22 protein-coding genes and 1 tRNA gene are annotated in these 24,146 nt (G+C 60.3%); 8 read left to right on the forward strand and 15 right to left on the reverse strand.

What is annotated here, in order from left to right:
• Positions 1-24: 24 nt before the first annotated feature.
• The 4 genes from V8J81_RS07575 to V8J81_RS07590 form a co-directional block, all read right to left on the reverse strand.
• Complete coding sequence (locus V8J81_RS07575; protein WP_439649878.1) at positions 25-504, reverse strand: cytochrome c-type biogenesis protein; 480 nt, start codon at positions 502-504, stop codon at positions 25-27.
• On the reverse strand, positions 501-2,483 hold the full coding sequence (locus tag V8J81_RS07580) for a heme lyase CcmF/NrfE family subunit (RefSeq protein ID WP_368475141.1): 1,983 nt from the start codon (positions 2,481-2,483) through the stop codon (positions 501-503). Before V8J81_RS07580 ends, V8J81_RS07575 begins: the two co-directional genes overlap by 4 nt.
• A gap of 132 nt (positions 2,484-2,615) precedes the next feature.
• Positions 2,616-3,068: an HIT family protein gene (locus V8J81_RS07585; RefSeq protein WP_368475142.1), complete on the reverse strand. Its 453-nt coding sequence runs from the start codon at positions 3,066-3,068 to the stop codon at positions 2,616-2,618.
• Positions 3,069-4,640 carry a helicase HerA-like domain-containing protein gene (locus V8J81_RS07590; protein ID WP_368475143.1) on the reverse strand — a complete coding sequence of 524 codons (1,572 nt, stop codon included), beginning with the start codon at positions 4,638-4,640 and terminating at the stop codon, positions 3,069-3,071.
• Positions 4,641-5,075: 435 nt separating this feature from the next.
• Here V8J81_RS07590 and V8J81_RS07595 point away from each other — a divergent pair, with 435 nt between their 5' ends.
• Positions 5,076-5,771: an invasion associated locus B family protein gene (locus V8J81_RS07595; protein ID WP_368475144.1), complete on the forward strand. Its 696-nt coding sequence runs from the start codon at positions 5,076-5,078 to the stop codon at positions 5,769-5,771.
• 71 nt (positions 5,772-5,842) lie between these two features.
• Here V8J81_RS07595 and V8J81_RS07600 read toward each other — a convergent pair whose 3' ends face one another.
• From V8J81_RS07600 to V8J81_RS07615, 4 genes are read right to left on the reverse strand one after another with little or no spacing between them, the layout of a single operon-like run.
• On the reverse strand, positions 5,843-7,054 hold the full coding sequence (locus V8J81_RS07600) for a beta-ketoacyl-[acyl-carrier-protein] synthase family protein (RefSeq protein ID WP_368475145.1): 1,212 nt from the start codon (positions 7,052-7,054) through the stop codon (positions 5,843-5,845).
• Positions 7,055-7,057: 3 nt separating this feature from the next.
• Positions 7,058-7,324 carry an acyl carrier protein gene (locus V8J81_RS07605; protein WP_368475146.1) on the reverse strand — a complete coding sequence of 89 codons (267 nt, stop codon included), beginning with the start codon at positions 7,322-7,324 and terminating at the stop codon, positions 7,058-7,060.
• Between the two features lie 30 nt (positions 7,325-7,354).
• Positions 7,355-8,452, reverse strand: coding sequence for a UDP-3-O-(3-hydroxymyristoyl)glucosamine N-acyltransferase (locus V8J81_RS07610; protein WP_368475147.1), 1,098 nt, complete (start codon positions 8,450-8,452; stop codon positions 7,355-7,357).
• 30 nt (positions 8,453-8,482) lie between these two features.
• Positions 8,483-10,078 (reverse strand): L,D-transpeptidase family protein, encoded by a 1,596-nt coding sequence (locus tag V8J81_RS07615; RefSeq protein ID WP_368475148.1) that lies wholly within the window; start codon positions 10,076-10,078, stop codon positions 8,483-8,485.
• A 394-nt stretch (positions 10,079-10,472) separates the two neighbouring features.
• Between V8J81_RS07615 and mepK the strand changes: the two genes are divergently transcribed.
• The 4 genes from mepK (at position 10,473) to V8J81_RS07635 (ending at position 12,260) form a co-directional block, all read left to right on the forward strand.
• On the forward strand, positions 10,473-11,033 hold the full coding sequence (gene mepK, locus V8J81_RS07620; RefSeq protein ID WP_368475149.1) for a peptidoglycan L,D-endopeptidase MepK: 561 nt from the start codon (positions 10,473-10,475) through the stop codon (positions 11,031-11,033).
• Between the two features lie 131 nt (positions 11,034-11,164).
• A complete protein-coding gene (gene msrB, locus V8J81_RS07625; RefSeq protein ID WP_368475150.1) occupies positions 11,165-11,608 on the forward strand; it encodes a peptide-methionine (R)-S-oxide reductase MsrB in 444 nt (147 codons plus the stop codon).
• The gene (msrA, locus tag V8J81_RS07630) at positions 11,605-12,114 is read left to right on the forward strand and encodes a peptide-methionine (S)-S-oxide reductase MsrA (RefSeq protein ID WP_368475151.1); all 510 of its coding nucleotides are present in this window, start codon (positions 11,605-11,607) and stop codon (positions 12,112-12,114) included. Before msrB ends, msrA begins: the two co-directional genes overlap by 4 nt.
• A 5-nt stretch (positions 12,115-12,119) precedes the next feature.
• Positions 12,120-12,260: a hypothetical protein gene (locus tag V8J81_RS07635; RefSeq protein ID WP_368475152.1), complete on the forward strand. Its 141-nt coding sequence runs from the start codon at positions 12,120-12,122 to the stop codon at positions 12,258-12,260.
• On the opposite strand, the gene V8J81_RS07640 is transcribed toward V8J81_RS07635, so the two are convergent.
• The 7 genes from V8J81_RS07640 to V8J81_RS07670 all read right to left on the reverse strand — a co-directional run bounded on the left by V8J81_RS07640 (position 12,257) and on the right by V8J81_RS07670 (position 20,653).
• On the reverse strand, positions 12,257-13,243 hold the full coding sequence (locus V8J81_RS07640; RefSeq protein ID WP_368475153.1) for an Ldh family oxidoreductase: 987 nt from the start codon (positions 13,241-13,243) through the stop codon (positions 12,257-12,259). The genes V8J81_RS07635 and V8J81_RS07640 overlap by 4 nt on opposite strands.
• A 183-nt stretch (positions 13,244-13,426) precedes the next feature.
• Positions 13,427-13,503 (reverse strand) — tRNA-Arg (locus V8J81_RS07645).
• A 53-nt stretch (positions 13,504-13,556) separates the two neighbouring features.
• Positions 13,557-14,555 (reverse strand): tRNA dihydrouridine(20/20a) synthase DusA, encoded by a 999-nt coding sequence (gene dusA / locus V8J81_RS07650; protein WP_368475154.1) that lies wholly within the window; start codon positions 14,553-14,555, stop codon positions 13,557-13,559.
• A gap of 144 nt (positions 14,556-14,699) precedes the next feature.
• Positions 14,700-15,986, reverse strand: coding sequence for an aspartate aminotransferase family protein (locus V8J81_RS07655; protein ID WP_368475155.1), 1,287 nt, complete (start codon positions 15,984-15,986; stop codon positions 14,700-14,702).
• A 4-nt stretch (positions 15,987-15,990) separates the two neighbouring features.
• Positions 15,991-17,094, reverse strand: coding sequence for a mandelate racemase/muconate lactonizing enzyme family protein (locus V8J81_RS07660; protein ID WP_368475156.1), 1,104 nt, complete (start codon positions 17,092-17,094; stop codon positions 15,991-15,993).
• On the reverse strand, positions 17,091-18,200 hold the full coding sequence (locus V8J81_RS07665; RefSeq protein WP_368475157.1) for a mandelate racemase/muconate lactonizing enzyme family protein: 1,110 nt from the start codon (positions 18,198-18,200) through the stop codon (positions 17,091-17,093). Before V8J81_RS07665 ends, V8J81_RS07660 begins: the two co-directional genes overlap by 4 nt.
• Positions 18,197-20,653 (reverse strand): FAD-dependent oxidoreductase, encoded by a 2,457-nt coding sequence (locus tag V8J81_RS07670; RefSeq protein ID WP_368475158.1) that lies wholly within the window; start codon positions 20,651-20,653, stop codon positions 18,197-18,199. Before V8J81_RS07670 ends, V8J81_RS07665 begins: the two co-directional genes overlap by 4 nt.
• 73 nt (positions 20,654-20,726) lie before the next feature.
• Between V8J81_RS07670 and V8J81_RS07675 the strand changes: the two genes are divergently transcribed.
• Genes V8J81_RS07675 through V8J81_RS07685 form a run of 3 tightly spaced genes read left to right on the forward strand, consistent with a single transcriptional unit; the run spans position 20,727 to position 24,146 of the window.
• Positions 20,727-21,611 (forward strand): MurR/RpiR family transcriptional regulator, encoded by an 885-nt coding sequence (locus tag V8J81_RS07675; protein ID WP_368475159.1) that lies wholly within the window; start codon positions 20,727-20,729, stop codon positions 21,609-21,611.
• Positions 21,611-22,699 carry an aromatic ring-hydroxylating oxygenase subunit alpha gene (locus V8J81_RS07680; RefSeq protein WP_368475160.1) on the forward strand — a complete coding sequence of 363 codons (1,089 nt, stop codon included), beginning with the start codon at positions 21,611-21,613 and terminating at the stop codon, positions 22,697-22,699. The genes V8J81_RS07675 and V8J81_RS07680 overlap by 1 nt, the downstream gene beginning before the upstream one ends.
• Positions 22,692-24,146 (forward strand): aldehyde dehydrogenase family protein, encoded by a 1,455-nt coding sequence (locus tag V8J81_RS07685; protein WP_368475161.1) that lies wholly within the window; start codon positions 22,692-22,694, stop codon positions 24,144-24,146. Before V8J81_RS07680 ends, V8J81_RS07685 begins: the two co-directional genes overlap by 8 nt.

The following is a 24,146-nucleotide window of genomic DNA, read 5'->3' on the forward strand; positions in this document are numbered from 1 at the left end:
GTTCAGAAAAGCGGAAACGCTGCGTCAGTCCGTGCGGTCATCATTGAGGATCGCATCCAATCGCGCTTGCTCATCCGAGCTTAGCCCTGCTTCAGCAGGTGCAGGCGCATTGGAGCGCCCTCGGATATAGACAACGGACATCCCGATCCCCGCACCCAAAAGGATCAGGGGCAGAACCCACAGAACGCGGTTGGCACCGTCAAAATTCGGGCTCAGTAAGACATATTCGCCGTATCGCGCCACGATATAGGCCACGACCTCATTATCGCTATCGCCCTCCAGCAACCGTTCCCGCACCAGCAGCCGCAGGTCGCGCGCAATGTCGGCGCTGGATTCGTCGATGCTCTCATTCTGACAGACCGGGCAGCGCAACCCGGCTGAAATATCCCGCGCACGGTCCTCAAGCACCGGATCGTCGAGAACCTCGTCGGGCTGCACTGCGCAAAGCGGACCAGCTGCGAGGAGGATCGCAGATCCGAGGAGGGCTGCGCGCAGCCCCCTCATTCCGCGGGCACCCCGGCCGCAGGCGCTTTTGCGGCGCCTGCCGCGACCCGATAGCGCCGGTCAGACAGACTCAGGAAACCGCCCAAAGCCATGATGATCGTGCCGCCCCAAATCCAGTTTGCGAAGGGTTTGATCCAGACGCGCAGCGCCCACCCGCCTCCGACCTGGGGATCACCAAGCGTCACGTAGACATCGCGGGTCACGCCGTTGTTGATACCCGCCTCGGTCGTGGGCATCCCGGCGACAGGATAAATCCGCCGCTCGGGGTTGAGGATGGAGATTTCCGCCCCAGTCTCCGGGTCCCGCACAGCAACGGACGCCATAGTTGACAGATAATTCGGCCCCTGAACGTTTTCATCCACGCCCAGAAGCTCAATCTCATAAGCGCCAACCTGATAGGTCTCGCCCTCGCGGGCAACGCGGATATCCTCGATCTGATAGCCTGTCAGGGTCACGACCGCGAACATTGTAATGCCCACGCCGGCATGGGCGATCGACTTGCCCCAATCTGCGCGAGGCAGGCGTGTCAGCCGCGCAAACCGCCCGCCAATTGCACCGCGTCCGGTCCGCGACCAAAGGTCGGTCGCAGCGCCGGCCACAAGCCAAACCGACAGGCCCACACCGATGGGGCCAATGGCAGACCGCCCCGTCCACATCGCCCAGGTCAGCAGGCCCACAGCGACGGCAAGCACGGCCGCCGGGACCAACGCGCGCATAGGCTTTGCAATGGTCGCCCGCTTCCATGGCATCATCGCCGCAATGGGAAGCGCCACGGAAAGCGCGAAGACAAATGGCGTGAAGGCCGCGTCGAAGAATGGCGGGCCCACGGACAGCGTACGGTCGAAAAACAGGTCGGCAATCAGGGGCCAAATTGTGCCGATGAAGACTACGAACGTCGACACGGCGAGGATCAGGTTGTTGAAGACCAGACCACTTTCCCGGCTGACGATGCCGAAAACGCCCTTCGCCTCCATCGCGCCCGCACGCAGCGCAAAGAGCAGCAGCGCACCGCCCATGAAGACGGCAAGGATCATGAGGATGAAGACCCCGCGCTCAGGGTCATTGGCGAAGGCGTGCACAGACGTCAGTACGCCCGAGCGCACAATGAACGTGCCAATCAGCGAGAAGCCAAAGGCGAGGATCGCCAAAAGAATGGTCCAGCTTTTCAGACTTTCCCGTTTCTCCACAACGATGGCCGAATGCAGCAGCGCGGCTGAAATCAGCCACGGCATGAAACTGGCATTCTCAACCGGGTCCCAGAACCAGAAGCCGCCCCAACCAAGCTCATAATAGGCCCACCAGGAACCAAGGCCGATCCCAATGGTAAGGAAAACCCAAGCCGCCAGCGTCCACGGACGCACCCACCGGCCCCAAGCGGCATCCACGCGCCCTTCGATCAGGGCGGCGACGGCGAAAGAGAACGCCATGCTGAGGCCCACATAGCCGAGGTAAAGGAACGGCGGGTGGAAGGCCAATCCGGGGTCCTGCAACAGCGGGTTCAGGTCCTGCCCGTCAAAGGGCGGGCTGGCGAGCCGCAGGAACGGGTTCGACGTGAAGAGAATGAAGGCGAAAAAGGCCACGGCCACCGCGCTTTGCACCGCAAGAACGCGCGCGCGCAGAGTCGGCGGAAGGTTCTTGCCGAACCAACTGGCGCAGGCCCCAAAAAGTGTAAGAATCAGCACCCAAAGTAGGAGAGACCCCTCATGGTTGCCCCAGACGCCGGTGATTTTATAAAGCAACGGCTTGTCGGTATGGGAATTGGCCACCACGAGGCTCAGCGAGAAGTCCGACGTAACAAACGCATAGGTCAGCGCCGCGAAACTGAACGCTGTCAGCACGAATTGGGCGCTGGCTGCCGGATCCGCTGTCGCCATCCAGCCGCGATTGCCCGCATAGGCGCCCGCCATGGGCACAACCATCTGAAAGATTGCCACCGCAAAGGCGAGGATCAGGGCGAAATGTCCGAGTTCTACGATCATGAGGTGGAACCTAGCTCAGTGCGACCCTGTATTCCATAGGATGCGACGCCCTTTCCTGATCGGATTTGCGGTGGATGCAACCGTTGAGATTTGGCTCATTCCATGGGGCGCGATGGGCGAAAGAGCCTTATATCAAAGGGGTAACGGCACCGCCGCAAGGGCCCTCGCCATCGCATCAAGCTGATCCCTAGAGGTGATCTCGATCGCCGTCTCTGTCACACGAAAAGGTGAGCCGTCTTCCGTGATCACGAAGCGGGCGGAAATGATGTCGAGGGTGTCATGCTGGGGTACCACATTCAGATGCGCATGGGGCACGCCAAAGCCGTGGACCACATAGCCGATGCGCGCCGCCTCGGTCACGGTAAGAAGCCGCCGCCCAAAATGCTGCCCCACCCTCAGAAGATGCGTTGCCAGATCATCGGGAAGATCCGTGAAATGGTCGATATGCTCGCGCGGGATCACGATGAACGCCCCCGGACGGATCGGTCGCAATGTCATGAATGCGATGCAAAGCGCATCTTCATGGATCACGCTGGCGGGTTCGGTGCCTGCAATGATCCGGCAAAAGACGCAGTCGTCGTCCACCTAGCGCCCCCTGAACAGCCCGCCCAGAACACCGCGCACAACCGCACGCCCTGTCCGCGTTCCTAGTTGGCGGGCGAAGCTTTTAGCGAAAGTTGTGCCTATGCTGTCGGACCGCGAGGAGCTGCGCCGTTGGCGGGCGGGACGTGAGGAAGATCGGCTGACCCCTCCGCCAGAATAGCGCCGTCCGGCCCGATATTCGCGTTCAGCCGCTTCGGCCTGTTCTTCGGCCTCCTCTGCCTTTTCCGCTTCTTTTGCAGCCTCTTCGGCACGCTTTTGCAAAATCTCAAACGCGCTTTCGCGGTCTTGGAGCTCATCATACTTGCCTGCGACCGGCGACATGCCCATCAGTGCGGCGCGCGTTGCAGGCTTGATCGGGCCAAGCTGCGACGACGGCGGGCGGATCAGCGTGCGTTGCGCGATGCCGGGAATACCCTTGCGTTCGAGCAGAGAGGTCACAGCTTCCCCGACCCCCACCTCGCGGATTGCGTCTTCGATGTCGAGGTCGGGATTTTCACGATAGTTTTCAGCCGCTTGCTTCAGAGCGCGGCGGTCTTTCGCGGTGAAAGCACGCAGCGCGTGTTGGACACGGTTGCCAAGCTGCCCGAGAATGTCTTCGGGAACGTCCGCCGGGTTTTGGGTGATGAAGTAGACGCCCACACCCTTGGATCGGATCAGGCGCGCGACTTGTTCGACCTTGTCGACCAGAGCCTTGGGGGCGTCTTCGAACAGCAGATGTGCTTCATCAAAGAAGAAGACCAGCTTGGGTATATCCGGGTCGCCGACCTCAGGCAGTGTTTCAAACAGCTCGGACAGCAGCCAAAGCAGGAAGGTCGCGTAAAGGCGCGGCGATTGCATCAGCTTGTCGGCGGCTATGATGTTGATGCGGCCTGCGCCAATTTCGTCCTTCAGGAACAGGTCATCCAATTCCAGCGCCGGTTCGCCGAAGAATTGCGCAGCCCCCTGCCCTTCAAGCACCAGCAGCCGCCGCTGGATCGCGCCGATGGACGCGGTGGAGACATTGCCGTAGCGCAACGACAGCGTTTTGCGGTTTTGACCCACCCATACGAGCAGCGCTTGAAGGTCCTTCAGGTCCAGAAGGGCCATGCCCTCTTCATCGGCCACGCGGAAGGCAATATTCATCACACCTTCCTGCGCTTCGCTCAGCTCCAACAGGCGGGACAGAAGAAGTGGCCCCATTTCGGCCACGGTCGTGCGGACAGGGTGGCCCTGTTCACCGAATAGGTCCCAAAAAGTCACGGGAAAAGCGCGATAGGCATAATCGGTGAAGTTGATCTTCTCGGCACGCTCGGTGAAGGCGCCGTGCAGCTTGAACTCGGGCGAGCCCGATTGGGCTAGGCCGGAGAGATCCCCTTTTACGTCCGAAAGGACAACCGGTACGCCGAGGGCAGAGAAGCTTTCAGCCAGAATCTGAAGGGTCACGGTTTTACCGGTGCCGGTCGCGCCGGCAATCAGGCCGTGGCGGTTGGCATAGTCGGGCCGCAAGACCTGCGCTTCGCCGTAATCGCGGCCACCGCCCCCTACAAAAATCCCGTTTGGCACCTGTTCTGGCATCTTGTTTGTCCCTGCAGTCCGTTTTTCTGGCGATACCAATACATTTTTAACCTTTGGATGCCAGTCTGTCCCTACGCCGCGCTTTTGCGTGGTGTTGACTTCCTCCCTGTCAACTGGCCGCGCCCCTCTTGGGCGCGGTTTTTTTGGCCATTTGGTCAAGAAAAACAGGCCTTCGTTCACTTCTGCAAATTTCCTGAAAAGCCCTGTTGACGGCTGCGACACCTTGGCATAGCGTCCGTCGCATAAGTCGGCCAGTCCGACAGGGAGAGAAAACGCAAAGGGTCCGTGCGCGGGCCCTTTCGCTATTTTAGGCACAAATTTTTTGGCGCTGACAGGCGCACCCCTGCCATGTTAGCCAACGCTGGATTGGCAGGCGCACCCTTGGTTTTTGGTGCCCGAGCAGAGCCAACCGAAAAGCAAAAGGACGCACACCTGATGACCGTGTTTAACAAATTTGCCACCCTGAGCTTTGCCGCTGTGATGGGCGTAACTGGTGCCGCATTTGCGCAAGATGAGCCACTGGTTCTTCCCGACCGCAGCGAGGTTGAAGCCGGTGAGACCTTTGTGGCCGAGATTTACCGCGATTGGCAAATCCGCTGCATCCGCGCGGAAACCGACGACGCGCCAGATCGCTGCGAGATGTTCCAACTGCTGGAAGAGGAAAACGGCAACCCGGTCGCGGAATTCCGCGTGGGGGCCGAGCTGTTCTCGCCCGACGAAGCGGTGGCATCCGCCACCATCCTGACGCCGCTGGACACGCTGCTGAGCCCCGGGCTTCAGATGCAGATCGACGATGCGGAAGCGGTTGTTCTGCCCTACGCCTTCTGCCGTCCGATTGGCTGCTTCGTGCAAATCTCGCTGACCGAAGAAAACGTGGCCCTGTTCCAGAACGGAGCTGACGCGCTGATCGTGTTGTTTGCGTTGACACGCGATGAGTTCGGCCAGATCGGCGGTATTCCTGTCCCCACCCAAGCCTCCCTGCGCGGCTTCACCGCCGCTTACGAGGATCTTTTGGAGCGCCGGACAGAGATCATCGCGTTCATTGAAGAGCAAGAGGCCGCAGCTGCGGCTGCCGAAGGTGAAGGCGAAGACGGCGCCGTTGAGGAAGAAGACGGCGAAGCCACCGAATAAGCGCGCCTTTGCGCAAAGAAAGAAGCCCGCCGATCCAATCGTGCGGGCTTTTTTGATGGCTTGCGAGGATTTTAAGGTGCAGCGCGCAAAGCGAGGACGGCGTTCAGGCCCCCAAAGGCGAACGCGTTGGACAGGCAGGCCTCAACCTTGGCCTCCCGCGCTTCATTGGGCACCACGTCCAGCGCGCATTCGGGATCAGGCTCTTCATAGCCAATCGTGGGGGCAACCACCCCGTCCTTCAGCGCCATGATGCAAGCCAAAAGCTCCACCGCGCCGGTGCCGCCGATCAGGTGGCCGTGCATGGATTTCGTGGAGGAGATCATCAAGTCATCGGCATGATGCCCAAACGCATGGGCGACCGCGGCGCATTCCACCTTGTCGTTGGCGGCTGTCCCCGTGCCGTGGGCATTGATGTAGCAGACATCTTCGGGGTTCAGCTTGCCATCGGTCAACGCGCCGGTGATTGCGCGCGCCGCGCCCTGCTGGGACGGCATCACGATATCCGCCGCATCCGACGTCATGGCAAACCCAACCACTTCAGCCAGAATATCCGCGCCGCGCGCGCGGGCATGGCTATATTCCTCGAACAGGAAAACGGCCGCGCCCTCCCCCTGTACCATGCCATTGCGGTTGGCCGAAAACGGGCGGCACGCATCCTTGGACATGACGCGCAGTCCTTCCCACGCTTTCACCCCACCAAAGGACAGCATCGCCTCGGACCCACCCGTAACCATCACATCGGCCATCCCACAACGGATCAGATTGAACGCCTGCCCCATGGCGTGATTGGACGACGCGCAGGCTGTCGCCACCGAGAAACTGGGCCCTTTGAGGTTGTACTCCATGCTGACATGAGAAGCGGCCGCATTGTTCATTAGCTTCGGCACAACGAAGGGATGAACGCGGTTCTTCCCCTCTTCATAGACGGAGCGATAATTCTCGTCCCACGTATTCACACCGCCCCCGGCGGTTCCGAATACAACCCCCGTCCGCGTGGCCAACGCGCCCGAGAAATCCAGTCCACAGCCATCCAGCGCCTGTTTCGTGGCGATTAGCGTGAATTGGGTGAACCGATCGTAAAGCGCGATCTGCTGGCGATTAAACAGCGCCTCAGGATCATAGCCTTTGACCTGACCACCGATCTTCACCGATAGACGCTCGACATCGCGCAAGTCCAACGGGCCAATACCGCAGCGCCCTTCGCGGAACGCCTCTAGCGTTGTCGGAATGTCGTGGCCAAGCGCGTTGATCGTGCCTTGTCCGGTGATGACGACGCGGCGCAAGGGTCAGCCCTTCTGTTCGGCCACGAGGCCCTCAACCGCTTTCACGATGGCCGCAACCGAGGAGATGTCAAAATCACTGGCCTGAGGTTCATTGGCATTGAAAGGCACTTGAATATCAAAGGCTTCTTCAATCGCAAAAATGGACTCAACCAGCCCAAGGCTGTCGATACCCAAGTCTTCAAGCGTCTGCTCCATCGACACATCCGATGGCTCTAAAACCGCTTGCTCTGCGATGATCGCGATGATCCTGTCCTGAACGCTCTCGCCCATGGATTGATCCCCTTCCTCTTGAGAAGGCATTTAGGGCCTATCATCCGGCTTTGACAGGGCTTTTTGCAGTTCCGTCACAGCGCGCGTGGTGCGCGGCAGGCGGCGCAAAGCTTTGTACATCTCGACATGCGTGTCCATCTTCACAGCCGGATGCCCCATGACCATGCGACCCGAAGGAACGTTGGTGAACAGTTTGGAGGAACCGGCCGCCACAACATCACTGCCGATGACGATATTGTCGTTCACGCCACACTTGCCGCCCAAAACAACGCGGTCGCCCATCTGAACTGACCCGGCAAAGCCCGTCTGGCCACAGATAAGGCAGTCTTTCCCGATGACACAATTATGGCCGATATGCACAAGGTTATCGATCTTGGTGCCGTCGCCGATCACGGTGTTGGCGATGGTGCCACGGTCGATGGCGGCGTTGCTGCCGACCTCCACATCATGGCCAATCACCAGCGACCCGAGGGAATGAATGCGCGTCCAGCTTTGGTCCGTCGCGGCATTCTCCGCCTTGCCGAGCGTGGCGCGGGCCTGTTCAACCATCGAGGTTTCAGGCGTGACAAAACTGAACCCATCGCCGCCCAAAACCGCACCCGGTTGAGCAATGAACCAGTCACCAATCTGGACATGGTGGCAGATGCGCACGCCCTCATGGATCAGCGCATCATCCCCGATCACAGCCCCCGCCCCGATGCTGACGTGGGAGGCGATCCGGGCATTCTCACCAATCCGCACATCCGGCCCGATCACGACAAACGGCCCTATGGCCGCGCCCGCACCGATCCGGGCCGTCTCATCAATCACAGCGCTCGGGTGGATGCCCGGCGCAATCACGGGTCCCGCATCCATCGCGGCGGTTACGCCGGCCATGGCATAGCGCGGGCGTGGCGCGATGATCGCAGCCTCGAGCCCAAGGGCTTGCCAGTCCATGCCGGCCCCGATGACGGCGGCTCGCGCCTGCCCCTGTTTCAACCCGTCTGCGAATTCCGGCTTCATCGCCAGTGCCAGATCCTTCGGCCCGGCGCTGGCCGGTTCGGCCACGCCGCTTACCAAAAGATCGGCGGCGCCCAAGGCCTCTGCCCCAAGCGCCGCCGCGATGTCTTTGATCGTGTAAGCAGCCATGCCGCCCCCGCTTAAGTGTCGGAGGTGGACTTAGCTGTTCACCCCGCGAATCTCCACCCCGAGGTTCGCAATCGCGTCCCGCAAGATGGCATTGCGCCCGTAGATGTCGTTGCGGAAGTTCAGGCGACCCTCGGTGTCGACCCAAGCCGTCCAATAAACAAGGTGCACCGGAACCGGCTCGACAAGATTTACCTGCGTCTCACGCCCCGAATTCAGGATCGTGTCGAAGAAGGTGCGCGGATCGTCTTCCTGCGCCGCCAACAGGTGGTAGGCCAGGTCGAACGGATCATCCAAACGGATACAGCCCGCCGAATAGGCCCGGACTTCGTGCGTCATCAAATGCTGGTCCGGGCTGTCGTGCAGGTAGATGTTCCACTGGTTGGGGAACATGAACTTCACAAGACCCAAAGCATTGCGCGGCCCGGGCGGCTGACGCAGGTCGAACGGAAAGTTCGACGCGGAGTAGCGCGACCAATCCACAGCGCCGCGGCTGACCGGGCGCCCGTTCGCCATCAGCTGCAGGTGGTTCGCGCCACCGGCAAGGATCGACGGGATGTAGCCACGCGCAATCGAACGCGGGACATACCAGCTAGGGTTGATGACCATATGCTCCATCGTGTCGGAGAATTCCGGTGTCCGGCGGTCGCTGTCGCGGCTGCCGATTACCGAGCGAGTGATGAAGGTCACTTCGCCATCGTCGATCACACGGGTGTGGAAATCGGGCAGGTTTACGAAGATGTGGCGATCACCACGGTCAAAGTTCATCCAACGCTGCCGCTCCATCGCAAGGATGACTTCCGACAGATGCTCTGCCGCCGACCGGTTCACCGCGCGGATCGTCTCACCACCGGCAATGCCATCGGCGCTGATGCCATTGTCGATCTGGAATTCAACGACGGCCTGCTGAATGCGTGCGTCATATTCCGCTGTCATCGAGCGTTCGAGATAGCCCATCGTGATCAGGCGATTGCGCAGCTGCACCACAGCGTCACCCGTTGCGCCAGGCGCGAGAGATCCCGCCTGCACAGTCGGACCATAACCGCCATTGTCGATCAGGTTTTCCAGATGCAGCTTGGCGCGCATCAGGCGCGTATATTCCGGGTGCTGCGGCGCCAGCGTGGCGATGTATTCATAGGGGTTTGCGTCCACGAACTCCGTGAACAGCTCAAGCGGATCGCGACGCGGCAAGGTGTGAACGATATCACCTACGATATCGCCCGGCTCAAGGAAGCCAGAATGAATGTCCTGCGCATATTGCAGGAAGAGGAGCGAGGCCTGCACATCAGCACGGCCCATCTCATAGGGGTTGGTGGCGTTCTCAAAGGCCGCGACCAGGTCTGTCGTGTCATAGCGCTGCGTCGGCAGGCCATGATTGTGCGCCTCCGCCAATGCGCTGAACAGCGCGTTCCGGCGATCGGCTGCATCTACGGTCGTCCAGATCGGCTGGAAATCCCGCTCCCGATAGAATGCGGCCAATTGCTCCTCGGTGGAGGACGCCTCGGCAATGGCTTGCCGCAAGCTGGAAAAAGCCTGTGCTTCGGCCTGCGTCGGCGCAAGAACGAGCGTCACAACGGGCGTGGTGGCCAAGGCGAGCGAGAGAAGCGAAAGCCTCGCGAGTTTCAACATGTTAACGTATCCCCGGTTGGAAATGTGTGGTGCAGCCGTCAATGCCTCACCCTTACGTGAGCCTGCGCGCAAGTCCATTCACGTTTCTGCAAGTTTTTCAGGGTAGTTTCACGGATGCAACGGCGGGTTTCCGGACCTGTCACATCATAATGAGAGGTTTCGTGAACACGTCCCTGCCGCGGCGTCATCGGCAATTTTCCGCTAAACCGGCAGAAAATCGCCGAAATTCGGGGACATATCCACAAGCTAAGGGCATCGGGGCTTTCAGAAAAGTTTCGATTGTGTCATTCAAGCCGCACTGAGCCTGTGGGGATGGCACACGAGTTTGTGATGATCGCATGGACAAGCGATCGAGGTGCTGAATGGAACGGGCAGAACAAGGGGCAATGAACCCATGACGACAACGAATTTTACGCGGCGCGCGCTCATGCGTGCGTTCGCCGCCACCACTGTTGCGGCTGCACCAGTGATGGCCAACGCGACCGGCCTTCTTCGAGGCGCAGGCGATATCCGCCGCCTCAACATGTACAACGGCCGCGCGGGCGAAAGCCTGAACATGATCTACTGGATCGAGGGCGAATATATCGCGCCCGCTCTGGATGAAGTGAACTACTTCATGCGCGATTGGCGCAACGATCAGGTGATCGACATCAACATTCGCACCATCGACATCATGGCCGCAGCGCACAATTTGCTTGAGACATCCGAGCCTTACACGCTCCTCTCCGGCTACCGTTCGCCTGAAACGAATGCCATGCTGCGCCGCCGGTCGTCGGGTGTTGCCCGCAATTCGCGGCACATCCGTGGCGAGGCGGCGGACCTGCAGCTGCAGTCGCGCTCGGTCACGCAGATGTTTAATGCGGCACGCTCTTGCAACGCGGGTGGCGTTGGTCGTTACTCTCGCTCGAACTTCGTGCATATGGATTGCGGCCCTGTCCGCACTTGGGGTGGCTGAAGGCAAAACGCCGAACCACCCCGAAGGTTCCATCACGCCCCGCCCTGCCCGCGGGGCGTTTTCATGTCCGCCCATTGGACAAGTGACCACCGGCTCCCCATATTCCTGAAGGAAACCAGAAGGGGAGCATAATGTCCGAATTCACCAAGAACCCCGACGTGATCGCCACGCTGACGCCCGAGCAATACCGCGTCACACAGCAAAGCGGCACGGAACGCCCCGGCACGGGCGAATATCTCGATAACAAGGAACCTGGCATTTACGTCGACATCGTCTCTGGCGAGCCTTTGTTTGCCTCGTCCGACAAGTATGAGTCCGGTTGCGGCTGGCCCTCGTTTACCAAGCCCATCGACAACGTGACCGAGCATCGTGACACGACACACGGCATGATCCGGACCGAGGTCCGGTCCAAGCACGGCGACAGCCATCTGGGCCATGTCTTCCCCGACGGACCGCGTGATCGCGGTGGCCTGCGCTATTGCATCAACTCCGCCAGCCTCCGGTTCATCCATCGCGACGAGATGGAGGCCGAGGGCTACGGCAAATACATTGATCAAGTGGAGGACGTGGCATGAGTGACCGCGCAGTACTGGCCGGCGGCTGTTTCTGGGGTATGCAGGACCTGATCCGCAAGCTGCCCGGCGTTGAGAAAACGCGTGTGGGCTATACGGGCGGCGACGTACCGAACGCGACTTATCGCAACCATGGCACACACGCCGAAGGCATTGAAATCATTTATGATCCCAATGTCATCAGCTACCGTAAGCTGCTGGAATTCTTCTTCCAGATCCACGATCCCACCACGCTGAACCGGCAGGGCAATGATCGCGGGATGAGCTATCGCTCTGCCATCTATTACGTCGACGAAGACCAGCGCCAGGAGGCCCTGAATACCATCGCTGACGTCAACCATAGCGGGATTTGGCCCGGCCCGGTTGTCACGGAGGTTGAGCCCGTAGGCGATTTCTGGGAAGCTGAGCCTGAGCATCAGGATTATCTGGAGCGGATTCCGAATGGCTATACCTGCCATTTCCCGCGTCCCGACTGGGTGCTGCCGAAACGGACCCAAGCAGCGGAGTAAGACCCATGGCCATTCGACATATCGCCGTTTTCGTGATCCTCGCGGGCGTCTATGCCGGGTGGACAATGCTTGCCAAACGCAAAGAGGCTGCCGCCCGGAATGAGGCGGCGGCCAACATGCAATCCCCGAAAGCTGACGAGGCTTAGGCGTTCGCCAGCGTCTGTGCCTGCGCCCAAAGCGCATCGGGTACGTCCACCGGATCTAAGTGCCTGCGCGGCACACCGGGAATGCGACCTTCCCCGCCATCTGACGCGATCACATCTGCCACCCGAGCCAAGCGTTCGCGCATGACATCACCGCCTGCATGGGCGTCGGGGTCGATAAGCAGGTAGGTCTGCCCCAGATCGTGGGGCGGCCCATCGGGCAGTTTCAGCCCTTTCACGTCCAGCGAATTGACCGATCCGGTCAGGCCTGCGGCCATCACCTCCACCAGCAGGCCAAATGCCCACCCTTTCGGCCCGGCCGCACTGACCAACGCGCCTTTCAACGCCGCTTCGGGATCAGTCGTCGGCTGCCCCTCCGCATCCACGGCCCATCCGAGCGGGATCGCCTCGCCCGCCGCCTTCGCCATGGTGATCTTCCCAAGCGCCACGGCGGAGGTCGAGAAATCGGCATGCATCACCGGCGCGCCCTCGCCCGGAATGGTCATCGCAATTGGGTTCGTGCCGAGGACCGGCGCGCGGCCTCCGGGCGCCGCAACGATGGCAGAGGCATTGGTGAAGCCAATCCCGATCAACCCCTCAGCCGCGATCTGTTCGGTGAAAAACCCAAGCGAGGTACACGTATGGGCATGGGCCACGGTCAATGTTGCCACACCGTTTTCCCGTGCTGCCTCAATGGCTTGCGGCAAGGCACGGGTGAAGGCCGGCTGCGCAAAGCCAAGCCGCGCATCGGCTACAACCACGCCGGGCTTGGGGCGGGAAATGTCTGGTTCGACCGTCCCGTTCACCCGGCCCGACCGCAACTGCGTGCAATAGCTCTCAAGGTAATAGAGGCCGCAGATGATATTGCCCGTCTCTTCGGCCCGGGCCACGGCACGCGCCACTTCTGCCGCCTGAAACGCCCCTGCCCCATGGGCAAGCAAGGCCGCCTCGGCCGTCGTGCGTATGTCTGAAACGGAAACCTGCATGCTCTTTCCCCTCTGCAAACTCTTCGTCGGCACGCATCCACATCGCGCCCCGAAAGGCAAGTAATCCTGCGCGTCGGAAGTCTTAAGAAATCGTAAACGGATTTGGCTTTATCGTTTTAAATCAACCGCGTAACCCACATGCTCACGCGTGAGCAGAGCCGCAATCCGGTCTTCTGAAAGAAATGGCGGACCCTAGAGGATTCGAACCTCTGGCCTCTGCCTTCGGAGGGCAGCGCTCTATCCAGCTGAGCTAAGGGTCCGCGTGGCGAGCGGTATAGACCCGGGTCCCGGCTACCGCAATCGGAAATAGGGCTCAGGCCGCGTGTTGTGTGACGTGATCCAACGCCCGCAGGACGACCTCCGGCCCTGCCCCATCGCGGTGGGCCTCTTCCGACAGTGTCCGCTTCCAGCCCCGTGCACCGGGCCGTCCTGCAAACAGCCCAAGCATATGACGCGTTATCTGGTTCAAACGGCCACCAACACTCAGATGCGCCTCGATATACGGCAGCATGGCGACAGCCGCATCTTCCGCAGATCGTACCGCCGGAACATCGCCGAACATCAACGCGTCCGCGTTGAGCAGAATATCGGCAGGCGTATGGTAGGCAGCCCGCCCAATCATCACGCCATCCATGCCGTGGTCGAGGTGCACCTGCGCTGCGTCGAGGGATGTTACACCGCCATTGATCGACAAGTGCAGATCAGGAAAAGCCGCTTTCATTCGGTAAACCAACGGATAGTCCAAGGGCGGCACGTCGCGGTTCTGCTTCGGGCTAAGCCCCTCCAACCATGCTTTTCGCGCATGGATCGTTGCGCGTTTGATCCCTGCCTTCTCCATCGCTTCCAGGAACCGAGGCAGAGCCTCTTCCGGGTCTTGCTCATCAACACCGATGCGGCATTTAACGGTTACTTCAACGTCGCTCTGGTCCTGCATCGCCTTGACGCAATCGGCTACGAGGTCAGGCTGTCGCATCAGCACCGCCCCAAAACAGCCTGACTGTACACGGTCTGATGGGCAGCCGACGTTCAGGTTGATCTCATCGTATCCGTAGCCGCTGGCAATGCGCGTGGCCTCCGCCAGTTCCGCGGGGTCGGAGCCCCCCAATTGCAAGGCGACCGGGTGTTCTGCGGCGTCGAAGGTCAACAGGTGCAAAGCGTCGCCACGGGTGATGGCCGGCGCGGTCACCATTTCCGTGTACAACAAAGCGCGGCGCGACAGCACGCGATGAAAGAACCGGCAATGCCGATCGGTCCAATCCATCATCGGGGCCACGGACAGCTTCGCCGCCTCGGTGACTGCGTCTGCACGCATCGGAAACTCCTCGGACGCACCCACGCCCAGTATTATCTTTGGAGGAACCCTATACGCCGACAGTATTTGTCCTGCCACCCCACCGGGCTTCAGCGCATGGAGGAGATCGGTAGAGGCTGCCTTTTGGGGCCGCGTTGAACGGAGCTACGACACGGAGGCTTCGGCCAATGCTTTTGCAGCTTGACCGACGGCGTGCTCCGTTAGCTGCAAGTCCTCCTCGCGCAAGGCAAGTGATGGGTAGAGCTTGCCGGGTGACTTGAACACGCCATTGTCCCTTAGCACCCTGTTCCAAGTTTCATTCATCCTCGGATCGCTGTGTTTCGCGCTTCGGTAATCAACGGGATCACCTTGCGTGAAGTAAATGTCGAACAGCGTTGGGTCGCCACAGATGCGATGCGGAATTCCGTGTGCGGTCAGAGCGGAAGACTGCATGTCCTTAAGGGTTTGACCCAACTCTCGTAACTTATCGTACTGCCCCGGTCGTCGCAGGATCTCCATCGTCTTGAGGCCTGCGGCGGCAGCCACTGGATTACCCGACAGCGTACCAAGCTGCATCAGCCATTTGTCCGCGCCGACGGCGGATTTGTCGAAATGCGCCATGATCTCGGGCTTGGCCCCGAGTGCGGCTAGAGGAAAGCCGCCACCAATAATCTTGCCCAAGGTACAGATGTCAGGTGTCACGCTATAGCGTTCTTGCCCGCCGCCATAGGCAAGGCGAAAGCCAGTGACGATCTCGTCAAAGATCAGCAGCACGCCATACTTGTCGCAAAGATCGCGCAGTCCTTGCAAAAATCCGGGACGCGCGGGGATGATCCGTTGCAAGGGTTCGGCAATGACGGCTGCAACATCATCGTGTTCGGCCAAAAGGGACGCCACAGCATCCAGATCATTGAATGGCGCGATCAGCATGTCATCGGCCACGCCCTGCGGGATGCCGGCGCTGTCGGGCACTGCAGTCGGAAAATTGACCTCACGCGTGGGGGCCAGACTCATCTGAGCCTCGGCGGACATACCGTGATAGCCCCCCTCGAATTTGAGGATCTTGGCCTTGCCAGTATAGGCCCGGGCAAGACGGATGGCGTACATGTCGGCCTCACCGCCGGAGGCAACAAAGCGCACTTGTTCGCAACAAGGCACAGCATCAACGATAGCCTCAGCCAGTTCGATCCCGCGCGCGTTATTGGCGAAAAACGTCATGCCTTTGGGTAGCTGCTCAAGCACGGCTTCCATCACCTCACGGTCGCCATGGCCCAAAAGCATGGGTCCTGAGCCGATGAGATAGTCGACATATTCCCGCCCCTCTTCATCCCAGACACGGCTGCCCTCGCCCCGCGCAATGACGATGCCAGGATCAAAATTCCCGAAGCCTGCGGCGGGCAGCACCTTCCGCGCGCGGGCGATCCAGTCAGCTTGGGTATGGAGGCGGTTCATGGGATCAATCCAATACCAGGTCAGGTGAGCCGAGGAGGTCTTCGTCGATCGTGATCCCCAAACCGGGGCCGTCTGGGGGGGCAATGAGACCGGAGGTTCGGCTTGGTGCATTCGGTGCGAGGCGTGGGCTGACATAGCCCGAAAGATCGCAAACGTTAAGAAGGCGCGATGGCGGACTGGCGGCACCCAGATGGAGGGCTGCGGCGGTGACGATGTCACTTCCCCATGTGCATTCGATGCACATCTTTGCCCCAAGATGCAGACAGAGATCGCGTGCGCGGCGTGTTGCAGATAACCCACCAAACTTGGACAGCTTCAGCGCAACCGCATCCATGATGCCCAATGCATGCGCGGCCAGAAGCGATCCGGTATCGTGCGCCAATTCATCCAATTTCATGGGCACGCCAGTTGCCGATTGCACGCGAGCGCAATCTTCCAGTGTTGCGCAAGGCTGCTCCAGCATCACATCCAGATGCGCAGCACCGCGTCCCACACGGATCGCGTCCAGCGTCGTCGCGCCGCAATTCCAATCGCCGTATACCAACGGACCGGGACCAACCGCCTCCCGCACCTTGGCAAGGCGTTCGACATCTGTTTGCCAATCCCCCGACGCACCGAGTTTTGCCTGAAACTGAGTGATACCGCTGGCCTTCGCCTCGCGCGCGATGCGGGCCATTTCATCTGGGTCAACGCAGGTGATCGAATGGTAAAGCGGCAAATCCGGCTGACGCCGTCCGCCCAACAGAGTGTAAAGCGGCAGGCCCGCGGCCTGTCCCGTCAAATCCCATAGCGCCAAATCAATGGCAGATTTCGCATAGCGGTGCCCGATCAGGTGCGTATCTACACGCGCCATCAGCGCGTCTGCACCAAGTGGATCAGCCCCCAAAAGCACCGAAGCACATTCCGTCAACGCCGGGGCCACGCCGCGTGCATAAGCAGGCAGGTAATGCGGGATTGGACAGACCTCGCCCCAGCCGGTCAGCCCGGCATCGGTTCCAACCGCGACAACAACGGTTTCCACCGTCGCACAGGTCTTACCCTCGGCCATGTAATAGGTCGCATGACTGGTCAGCGGGATGTGCCAGATCGATATTCGGGTGATCTTCATGCAGAATACACCGCCACCGGGTGCCCAAGCGTAGCCTCGTCAGGGTGCACGCCCAGACCAGAACCTTCGGGCAAATGGAGATGGCCGTCGATATTTCGCGGTCCGCGGCCGCCTGCGATCTCAGCCGTGATCATGTCCTGACATGCCCAGACTGCACGGCAGGCCGCATCGGGCACAGTTGCGGCCAGATGCAGAGCCTCAGTATCGGCCAGCACACTGCCGCCTGTGGCCATTACGAAGATGTCGATGCCATGGGCCAAAGCAATGTCGCGTAGGCGAGCGGCCTTGGTAAGCCCCCCGACCCTGTTCAGTTTGATGCCAAACACCTCAGCCAGTCCGTCGCGTGCAATGCGCGCGCCGTCTTGCAGGGTGACAAGGCTTTCATCCACGCTGACAGGTGCTGCATGCAACGGGCGCAGTGCGGCTATATCGTCGAGCGTTTCGCACGGCTGTTCGAAGGTCACGCAGAGGTCTTCGGTCGCCCGCATGACTTGAAGCGCCTGCGCACGGCTCCAGCCCCGGTTAACGTCGTAAAGCACGATCTCTCCATCACGGCGGATCGCTTCGACGTCGCGAATGCGCGCGATGTCTCGGGCGACGTTGCCGCCGATCTTGACGGAATGGGCCACGTAACCGCGCGCGCGATATCGCTCAATCACGTCGCGCGTTTCCTCAATGGTTTTGGCCCCTACCGACGAGGCAATCGGGCGCGGGGTGCGCGACCCGCCGCCCATCAGATCTGCAATAGGCACGCCCGCCGCCTGCCCCGCAATGTCCCAACAGGCCATATCAATGGGCGATTTCGCGTAGAGATGCCCCGGAAGCGCAAGGTCCATGGCACGTTCGACATCCAGAACGCGGCGCGGATCTAAACCAAGGACAAACGGAGCCATTGTGGCAAGGCCCGCGCGCAGTCCAGGCCCATGGGCCGGCACATAAGTGTGCCCCCAAGGCGTGCCTTCACCCCAACCGGTCAGGCCAGTGTCAGTTTCCAACTTCACCAGCGTGGCATCCAGACATTCGAATTTGAGACGCCCACCGGACAACCAATAGGGATGCTCCAATGGCAAATCGACTTGGTAGACGGTGATGCGCGTGATCTTCATTCTGCGGCCACCGCGTCAGCATCTGTGCGGGGCGCCAGATTTTGCGGGTCGTAGGCGGGCTCCGCCAGTACCCGCGCCGGGCGCGGTGTGCCATGGATCACCACCTCAAGCGCCGTGCCCGGCACCGCCGCCTCAGGCACGATATAGGCGAAGGCAAGTCCTTTGCCGACGGTCGGGCTATGCACGACCGAGGCCGTTGAACCGACCACGCGCCCGTCGTGCATCACAGCCTCGCCACCATGGCCGTCGATCTTTCCATCCGGTTCAATCTCCAGATAGGCGCAGACCCATTGCAGATCGCTATTCAGGCTAAGGTCTCGGCCCAAATACTCCTTGTCGGTGCGTGCAAAACGCAGCACATCGGCCTCCGCCAATGTGACTTCATTGGTCAACTCTCCCGCACCCTTGAAGCCCTTTTCCATTCGCATCACGTTCATCGCGAAACTGCCGTAATCGGCGATGCCATGGGTCTGCCCTGCTTGCCAGAGCGCCGCATAGACGTCTGCCATTGCGGTGAAGGGCATGTGCAGCTCCCAACCGAGCTCACCCGCGTATGACATGCGCAAGGCCCAGACATCGTGACCGGCAATGTCGATCTGCTGCGTGGAGAGCCAGCGGAATGACGCGTTTTCCAGGCGCGCATTGGTGCAGGCGGCAAGCACGTCGCGTGACCGGGGGCCGTTCAGGCTGAGCGCGCCCCAGCTATCGGACAGGGCGGTGAACGTGACCTCCTCACCATCGCGGTGTTGGGCGAGGTGATCCAAAAGACGCTGCTCAAAAAATGCAGCACAGACGAGATAGAAGCGATCCCCAGCCATCCGCACGATGGTCGTCTCCAACTCAATCCGTCCACGGCGATTGAGCATATGGGCCAAAGTAATCGAGCCATCCTTCTGCGGCATTCGGTTCGCCGTCAGCCGGTCGAGTAATGCATATGCGCCCGGTCCTTCCACCAACACCTTGGTAAAGGCCGTTACATCCATGATCCCCGCACGCTCCCGCACGGCCTTAACCTCAGCAGCAACGACGTCATCCACAATTGTGCGGCGGAACGAGTAGTGATCCTCCTGCGCCACGCCGTCTCGCGCGAACCAACGCGGGCGCTCAAAGCCGTAGACCTCCTCAAAGACGACACCCTTGGCCTTCAGCGTTTCATACAGCGGCGAGGGTTTGATCGGTCGTCCAGCCAAGCGATTGAAATGCGGGTACGGGATCTCGTGGCGGAGGCAGTAATCCTCTTTGGCCTTGGTCACTTGCCACTCTTTCGTCGCGTAGCTTCCGAACCGACGCGGGTCATAATCGCGCATCGAGATATCCGCTGCGCCGTGCACCATCCAATGCGCCAATTCTCGCGTCAGGCCCGGGCCCCAACCGATCCCGATTTGTGTACCGCAACAACACCAGTAATTGCGGACACCCGGCGCAGGGCCAACCAACGGGTTGCCATCGGGCGGATGGCTGATTGCACCGTGCACGTCGCGCGTGATGCCAAGCTCGGCGAAGATCGGCATACGGTTCAGGCTTTCCTCCAACCACGGCATGACACGGTCGTAGTCCGCCTCGAAAAGCTCATTTTCGGCCTCCCAAGGGCAATGATCCTCCCAAACTGTGTTCGGGTTTGCCTTCTCATAGATACCAATAAGGCCCTTCTTTTGCTCCATCCGGATGTAGCCGGAGACTTTACGGTCATCGCGGATGACGGGCAGTTCGCGATCTAGGTCACGGAATTCGGGGACCTCATCGGTCACGAAGTAATGGTGGGTCATCGACGTCATGGGTAGTTGCAGCCCCGACCATTCCCCCATTTGGCGCGCATAGGTTCCACCTGCATTGACGACATGCTCGCACAGGATGGACCCCTGCTCCGTTTCGACAAGCCACTCACCCGTTGGCTGCTGTGTGACATTCGTGGCGCGGCATCGCCTGATGATCCTAACGCCCTTGGCCCTCGCCCCGGCGGCCATTGCCATGGTCACGTTGGTCGGATCGACATGGCCATCATCGGGCGTATGCAGTGCACCCAAAACACCGTCGAGGTTGTAGAACGGATGCAACTCACCGACTCGCTCAGGCCCGACCAATTCGATGTTGAACCCGAGTGCGCGACCCACCGACAACGTGTGGCGCAGCCAATCCATCTCATCCTCGGTATAGGCCAGTCGGAACGACCCGCATCCATGCCAGGTGACGGCCTGCCCAGTCTCCGCCTCCAAAGCACCGGAATAGAGCCCGATATTGTAGTCCACACATTTGCCGAGGCTGAAGCTGCTGGTTGAGTGGGTGATCTGCCCTGCCGCGTGCCAAGTGCTGCCAGAGGTCAGTTCCGCCTTTTCCAGAAGCACAACCTCAGGGCCCCACCCCTCATGGGCAAGATGGTAGGCAAGCCCGACCCCCATGACCCCACCGCCTACGATGACAACACGCGCGTGGCTGGGCATCTGCTTGTCCGACATTGTCGCTGCCTTTTCATTCAAGAGTCGCAAAACCTGTAGACAGGCTAATTGGATATTTGTACCACTGTCAATTATGGATGGTACAAACGTGTCACTACAAGTTCTGGAGCGCCTCAACGATGAATGGGATGCGCTGACGCCCGAAGCGCAGAAAGCTGCGCGCTACGTGCTGGAAAACCCAAATGACGTCGGTGTTTCGACGGTACGTGAGATTGCCGAAGCCGCAAACGTGAAACCGAATACCTTTGTGCGCATGGCCCGGCAGGTCGGTTTTGAAGGCTATGAGGACTTCCGCGCGCCCTTCCGCGAGGCGATCCGTAAGGGCGCTGTTAGCTTTCCTGACCGGGCCCGCTGGCTGCAGGACATCCGCAAATCGGGCGATCTGGGTGGGCTTTACGCCGACATGGCGGAAGGCGCGATCCGCAATCTTGCCGAGACCTTTTCCAGCATCGACGCAGACGCCCTGAAAGCTGCCGCAGATGCGATCTGGACCAGTCGGCAGGTCTTTACTTTGGGCGTCGGTGTAAACAACGCAAACGCGCGCAATTTCACCTACCTTGCCTCTACCGGGATGGTTCAGTTCCATGCCATCCCACGCCCCGGATCGACGCCGACCGATGACCTGGCTTGGGCGGACAAGCGCGATGTTCTGATCGCCATGTCTATGCGCCCCTATCGCAGCGAGGTCGTGGACGCCATTGAAGTCGCGCGGGAACAGGGAATGACCATTATCGGCCTCAGCGATAGCCCTGCCAGCCCGATCCTTCGCGCCGCCGATCATGCCTTTGTTGTCGCCGTCGATACGCCCCAGTTCTTTCCATCCTCGGTGTCGACCATTGCGTTAATGGAAACCTTGCTGAGTTTCGTCATCGCAGTGGCCAGTGATGAGATCGTCGACCGTGTCGACAGCTTTCACCAGCGGCGGCATCGCCTTGGTATGTACACGGAGGAGCCTTGATGAAGGACGATGCGGGCCTCATCCGGTCACTTGACGCGCGGTACTATACCGATCCGCAGGTGTTCGAAGTCGAAAAGCGCGGCTTGCTGGCGCGCACGTGGCAATTCGCGTGCCATGCCAGCGAATTGGAAAACCCGGGCGATTACGTCACGTTCGATTTGGCTGATGAGAGCCTGTTCTCGATCAAAGGCCGGGATGGCCACATCCGCACCTTCTACAATGTTTGCCAGCATCGCGCGCATCAGCTTGTCAGCGGGGTCGGCAATACGCGCGTGGTCGTCTGCCCCTACCATGCATGGACCTATGAACTGACCGGCAAGTTGCGCGCCGCACCCAACACAAAATCAGTTCCGGGCTTCGACGCGGCCAATATCTGCCTGACTGAGGTGCGAACCGAGATTTTTCTGGGCTTTGTATTCGTGAACCTCGACGCAAACGCCGCCCCGATGGATGATTGGTTCCCGAATGCGCGCGCTGAGTTGGAAAGTTTCGTTCCCAATTGGGCGGATCTGAAGCCCTTGGAATGGGTGGAGATCCCGGAAAACTGCAACTGGAAGGTCTCGGTCGAGAACTATTCGGAGTGCTACCATTGCACCCTGAACCACCCAACCTTTGCCACCGGCGTGATCCGGCCCGAAACCTATGACATTCAGCCCCAAGGTTATTGCTTGCGGCACACGACCGAATGCAGCGACCTCAGCCAGATGACCTACGACATCGAAAGCGGCTTTCCCAACCATGACAAGTATTCCAGTTGGTTCCTTTGGCCGATGTTTTCCTTTCAGGTCTATCCCGGGAATTTGCTGAACACCTATCATTGGCGGGCGATTGACGCCGATCATGTGGTGGTCTGGCGCGGTTGGTATTCTGTAGACGGCACTGACAATCCGGTGGTCAGACGCATGGCGCAGCAGGACCGAGCGACGACCGTGGAAGAGGACATTCACCTTGTCGAAAGCGTGCAGCGCGGTCTGAAATCACGCGGCTACGTTCCCGGCCCGCTGGTTGTCGATCCACGTTGCGGCGTGAACTCGGAACATTCGGTCATGCACCTGCAACGGTGGATGCGAGAGGCGATCGATGGCTAACGTTAAGCGGTACTGGAAAAACTATATTGATGGTGCATGGGTCGACGGCGGCGCGGCCTGGATCGGTGTGCTCGATCCGGCAACAGGCGAGCAAATCGCAGAGCATGCCCTGGCCGATGCTGCCGATGTGGACCGCGCCGTCCAAGCGGCGCGCAGAGTGCATGTTTCAGGCGCGCTGACCGCGATGCGGCCCATTGAACGCGGCCGGATGGTCCAAGCGATGGGACGCTATCTTCTGGAACATAAGGGTGAGATTGCCCGTGTGCTGACGCTCGAACAGGGCAAACCGCTTTGGGAGTCGCATATCGAAATCGAAGGCGCGGCCCTCTACTTCGAGTATTACGGCAATCAGGCGAGCACGGTTGAAGGCCGCTCCATCCCTCTCGGTGCGGGCTACATGGACTGGACGGAGTACGAACCGTTCGGGGTATCTGCCCAGATTGTCCCGTGGAACTACCCGGTAGAGATGACGGCCCGGTCGCTGTCAGCCGGTCTGGCCACTGGCAATGCCTGTGTCATTAAGTCCCCGGAATTGACGCCATTGACCAACGGTTATCTGGCCATGGCAGCCGAAGCGGCGGGCTTTCCCGCCGGTGCGGTGAACATCATCTGCGGCTTAGGACACGAGGCTGGCGCGGCACTGGCCGGGCATTCTGGCGTCAACCAGATTGTTTTCACCGGGTCAGTGCCCACAGGCGTCGCGATTTCAACCGCAGCGGCTCAGAACGTCGTGCCGTGCGTCCTTGAACTGGGTGGCAAATCGGCGGCCATCGTCCATGAAGACGCAGACCTGGATGCATTTGAGAACGACATTCGCTGGGGCATCTATTTCAACGCAGGTCAGGTATGCTCTGCCATGTCACGTGTCATCGTGCATGAAAGCCGCCGGGACGAACTGGTCGAACGCGCCGCGTCCGTGGCCAAATCCCTTTCCGTCGGTCCGGGCATCGAAAGCCCGGATTTCGGCGCCAATATGGGTGCTATGGTCAGCGACGGCCAACGCGACCGCGCCATGGAAATGATCGCCCGCGCTCAAGACGAGGGTGCCACCCTTGTTACGGGGGGACGAAGGCCCAACCGCCCCGGTGCATTTTTGGAGCCCACGGTGCTTTCAGACGTCACGCCCAATATGGAGATCGCCAATCAGGAGGTCTTTGGCCCGGTTCTGTCCGTTCTGTCTTTTCAGGAAGAAGCTCAGGCCATCGAAATCGCCAACGGTACAGAATATGGCTTGGTCGCGGGCGTCTTTACGGCTGACCTCGATCGCGCGACGCGGGCGGCGCGACACCTTCGCGCGGGTCAGGTCTTTGTCAATGAATGGTATGCGGGCGGCGTGGAAACACCGTTCGGAGGCTATGGCAAGTCCGGCTATGGCCGCGAAAAGGGCCGGGAAGCGCTATGGAACTACGTACAGACCAAGAATATCGCGATCCGGCTGAAAGGATGA

The sequence above is a fragment of the Gymnodinialimonas sp. 202GB13-11 genome, assembly GCF_040932485.1.
In the GTDB taxonomy this organism is placed as follows: domain Bacteria; phylum Pseudomonadota; class Alphaproteobacteria; order Rhodobacterales; family Rhodobacteraceae; genus Gymnodinialimonas; species Gymnodinialimonas hymeniacidonis.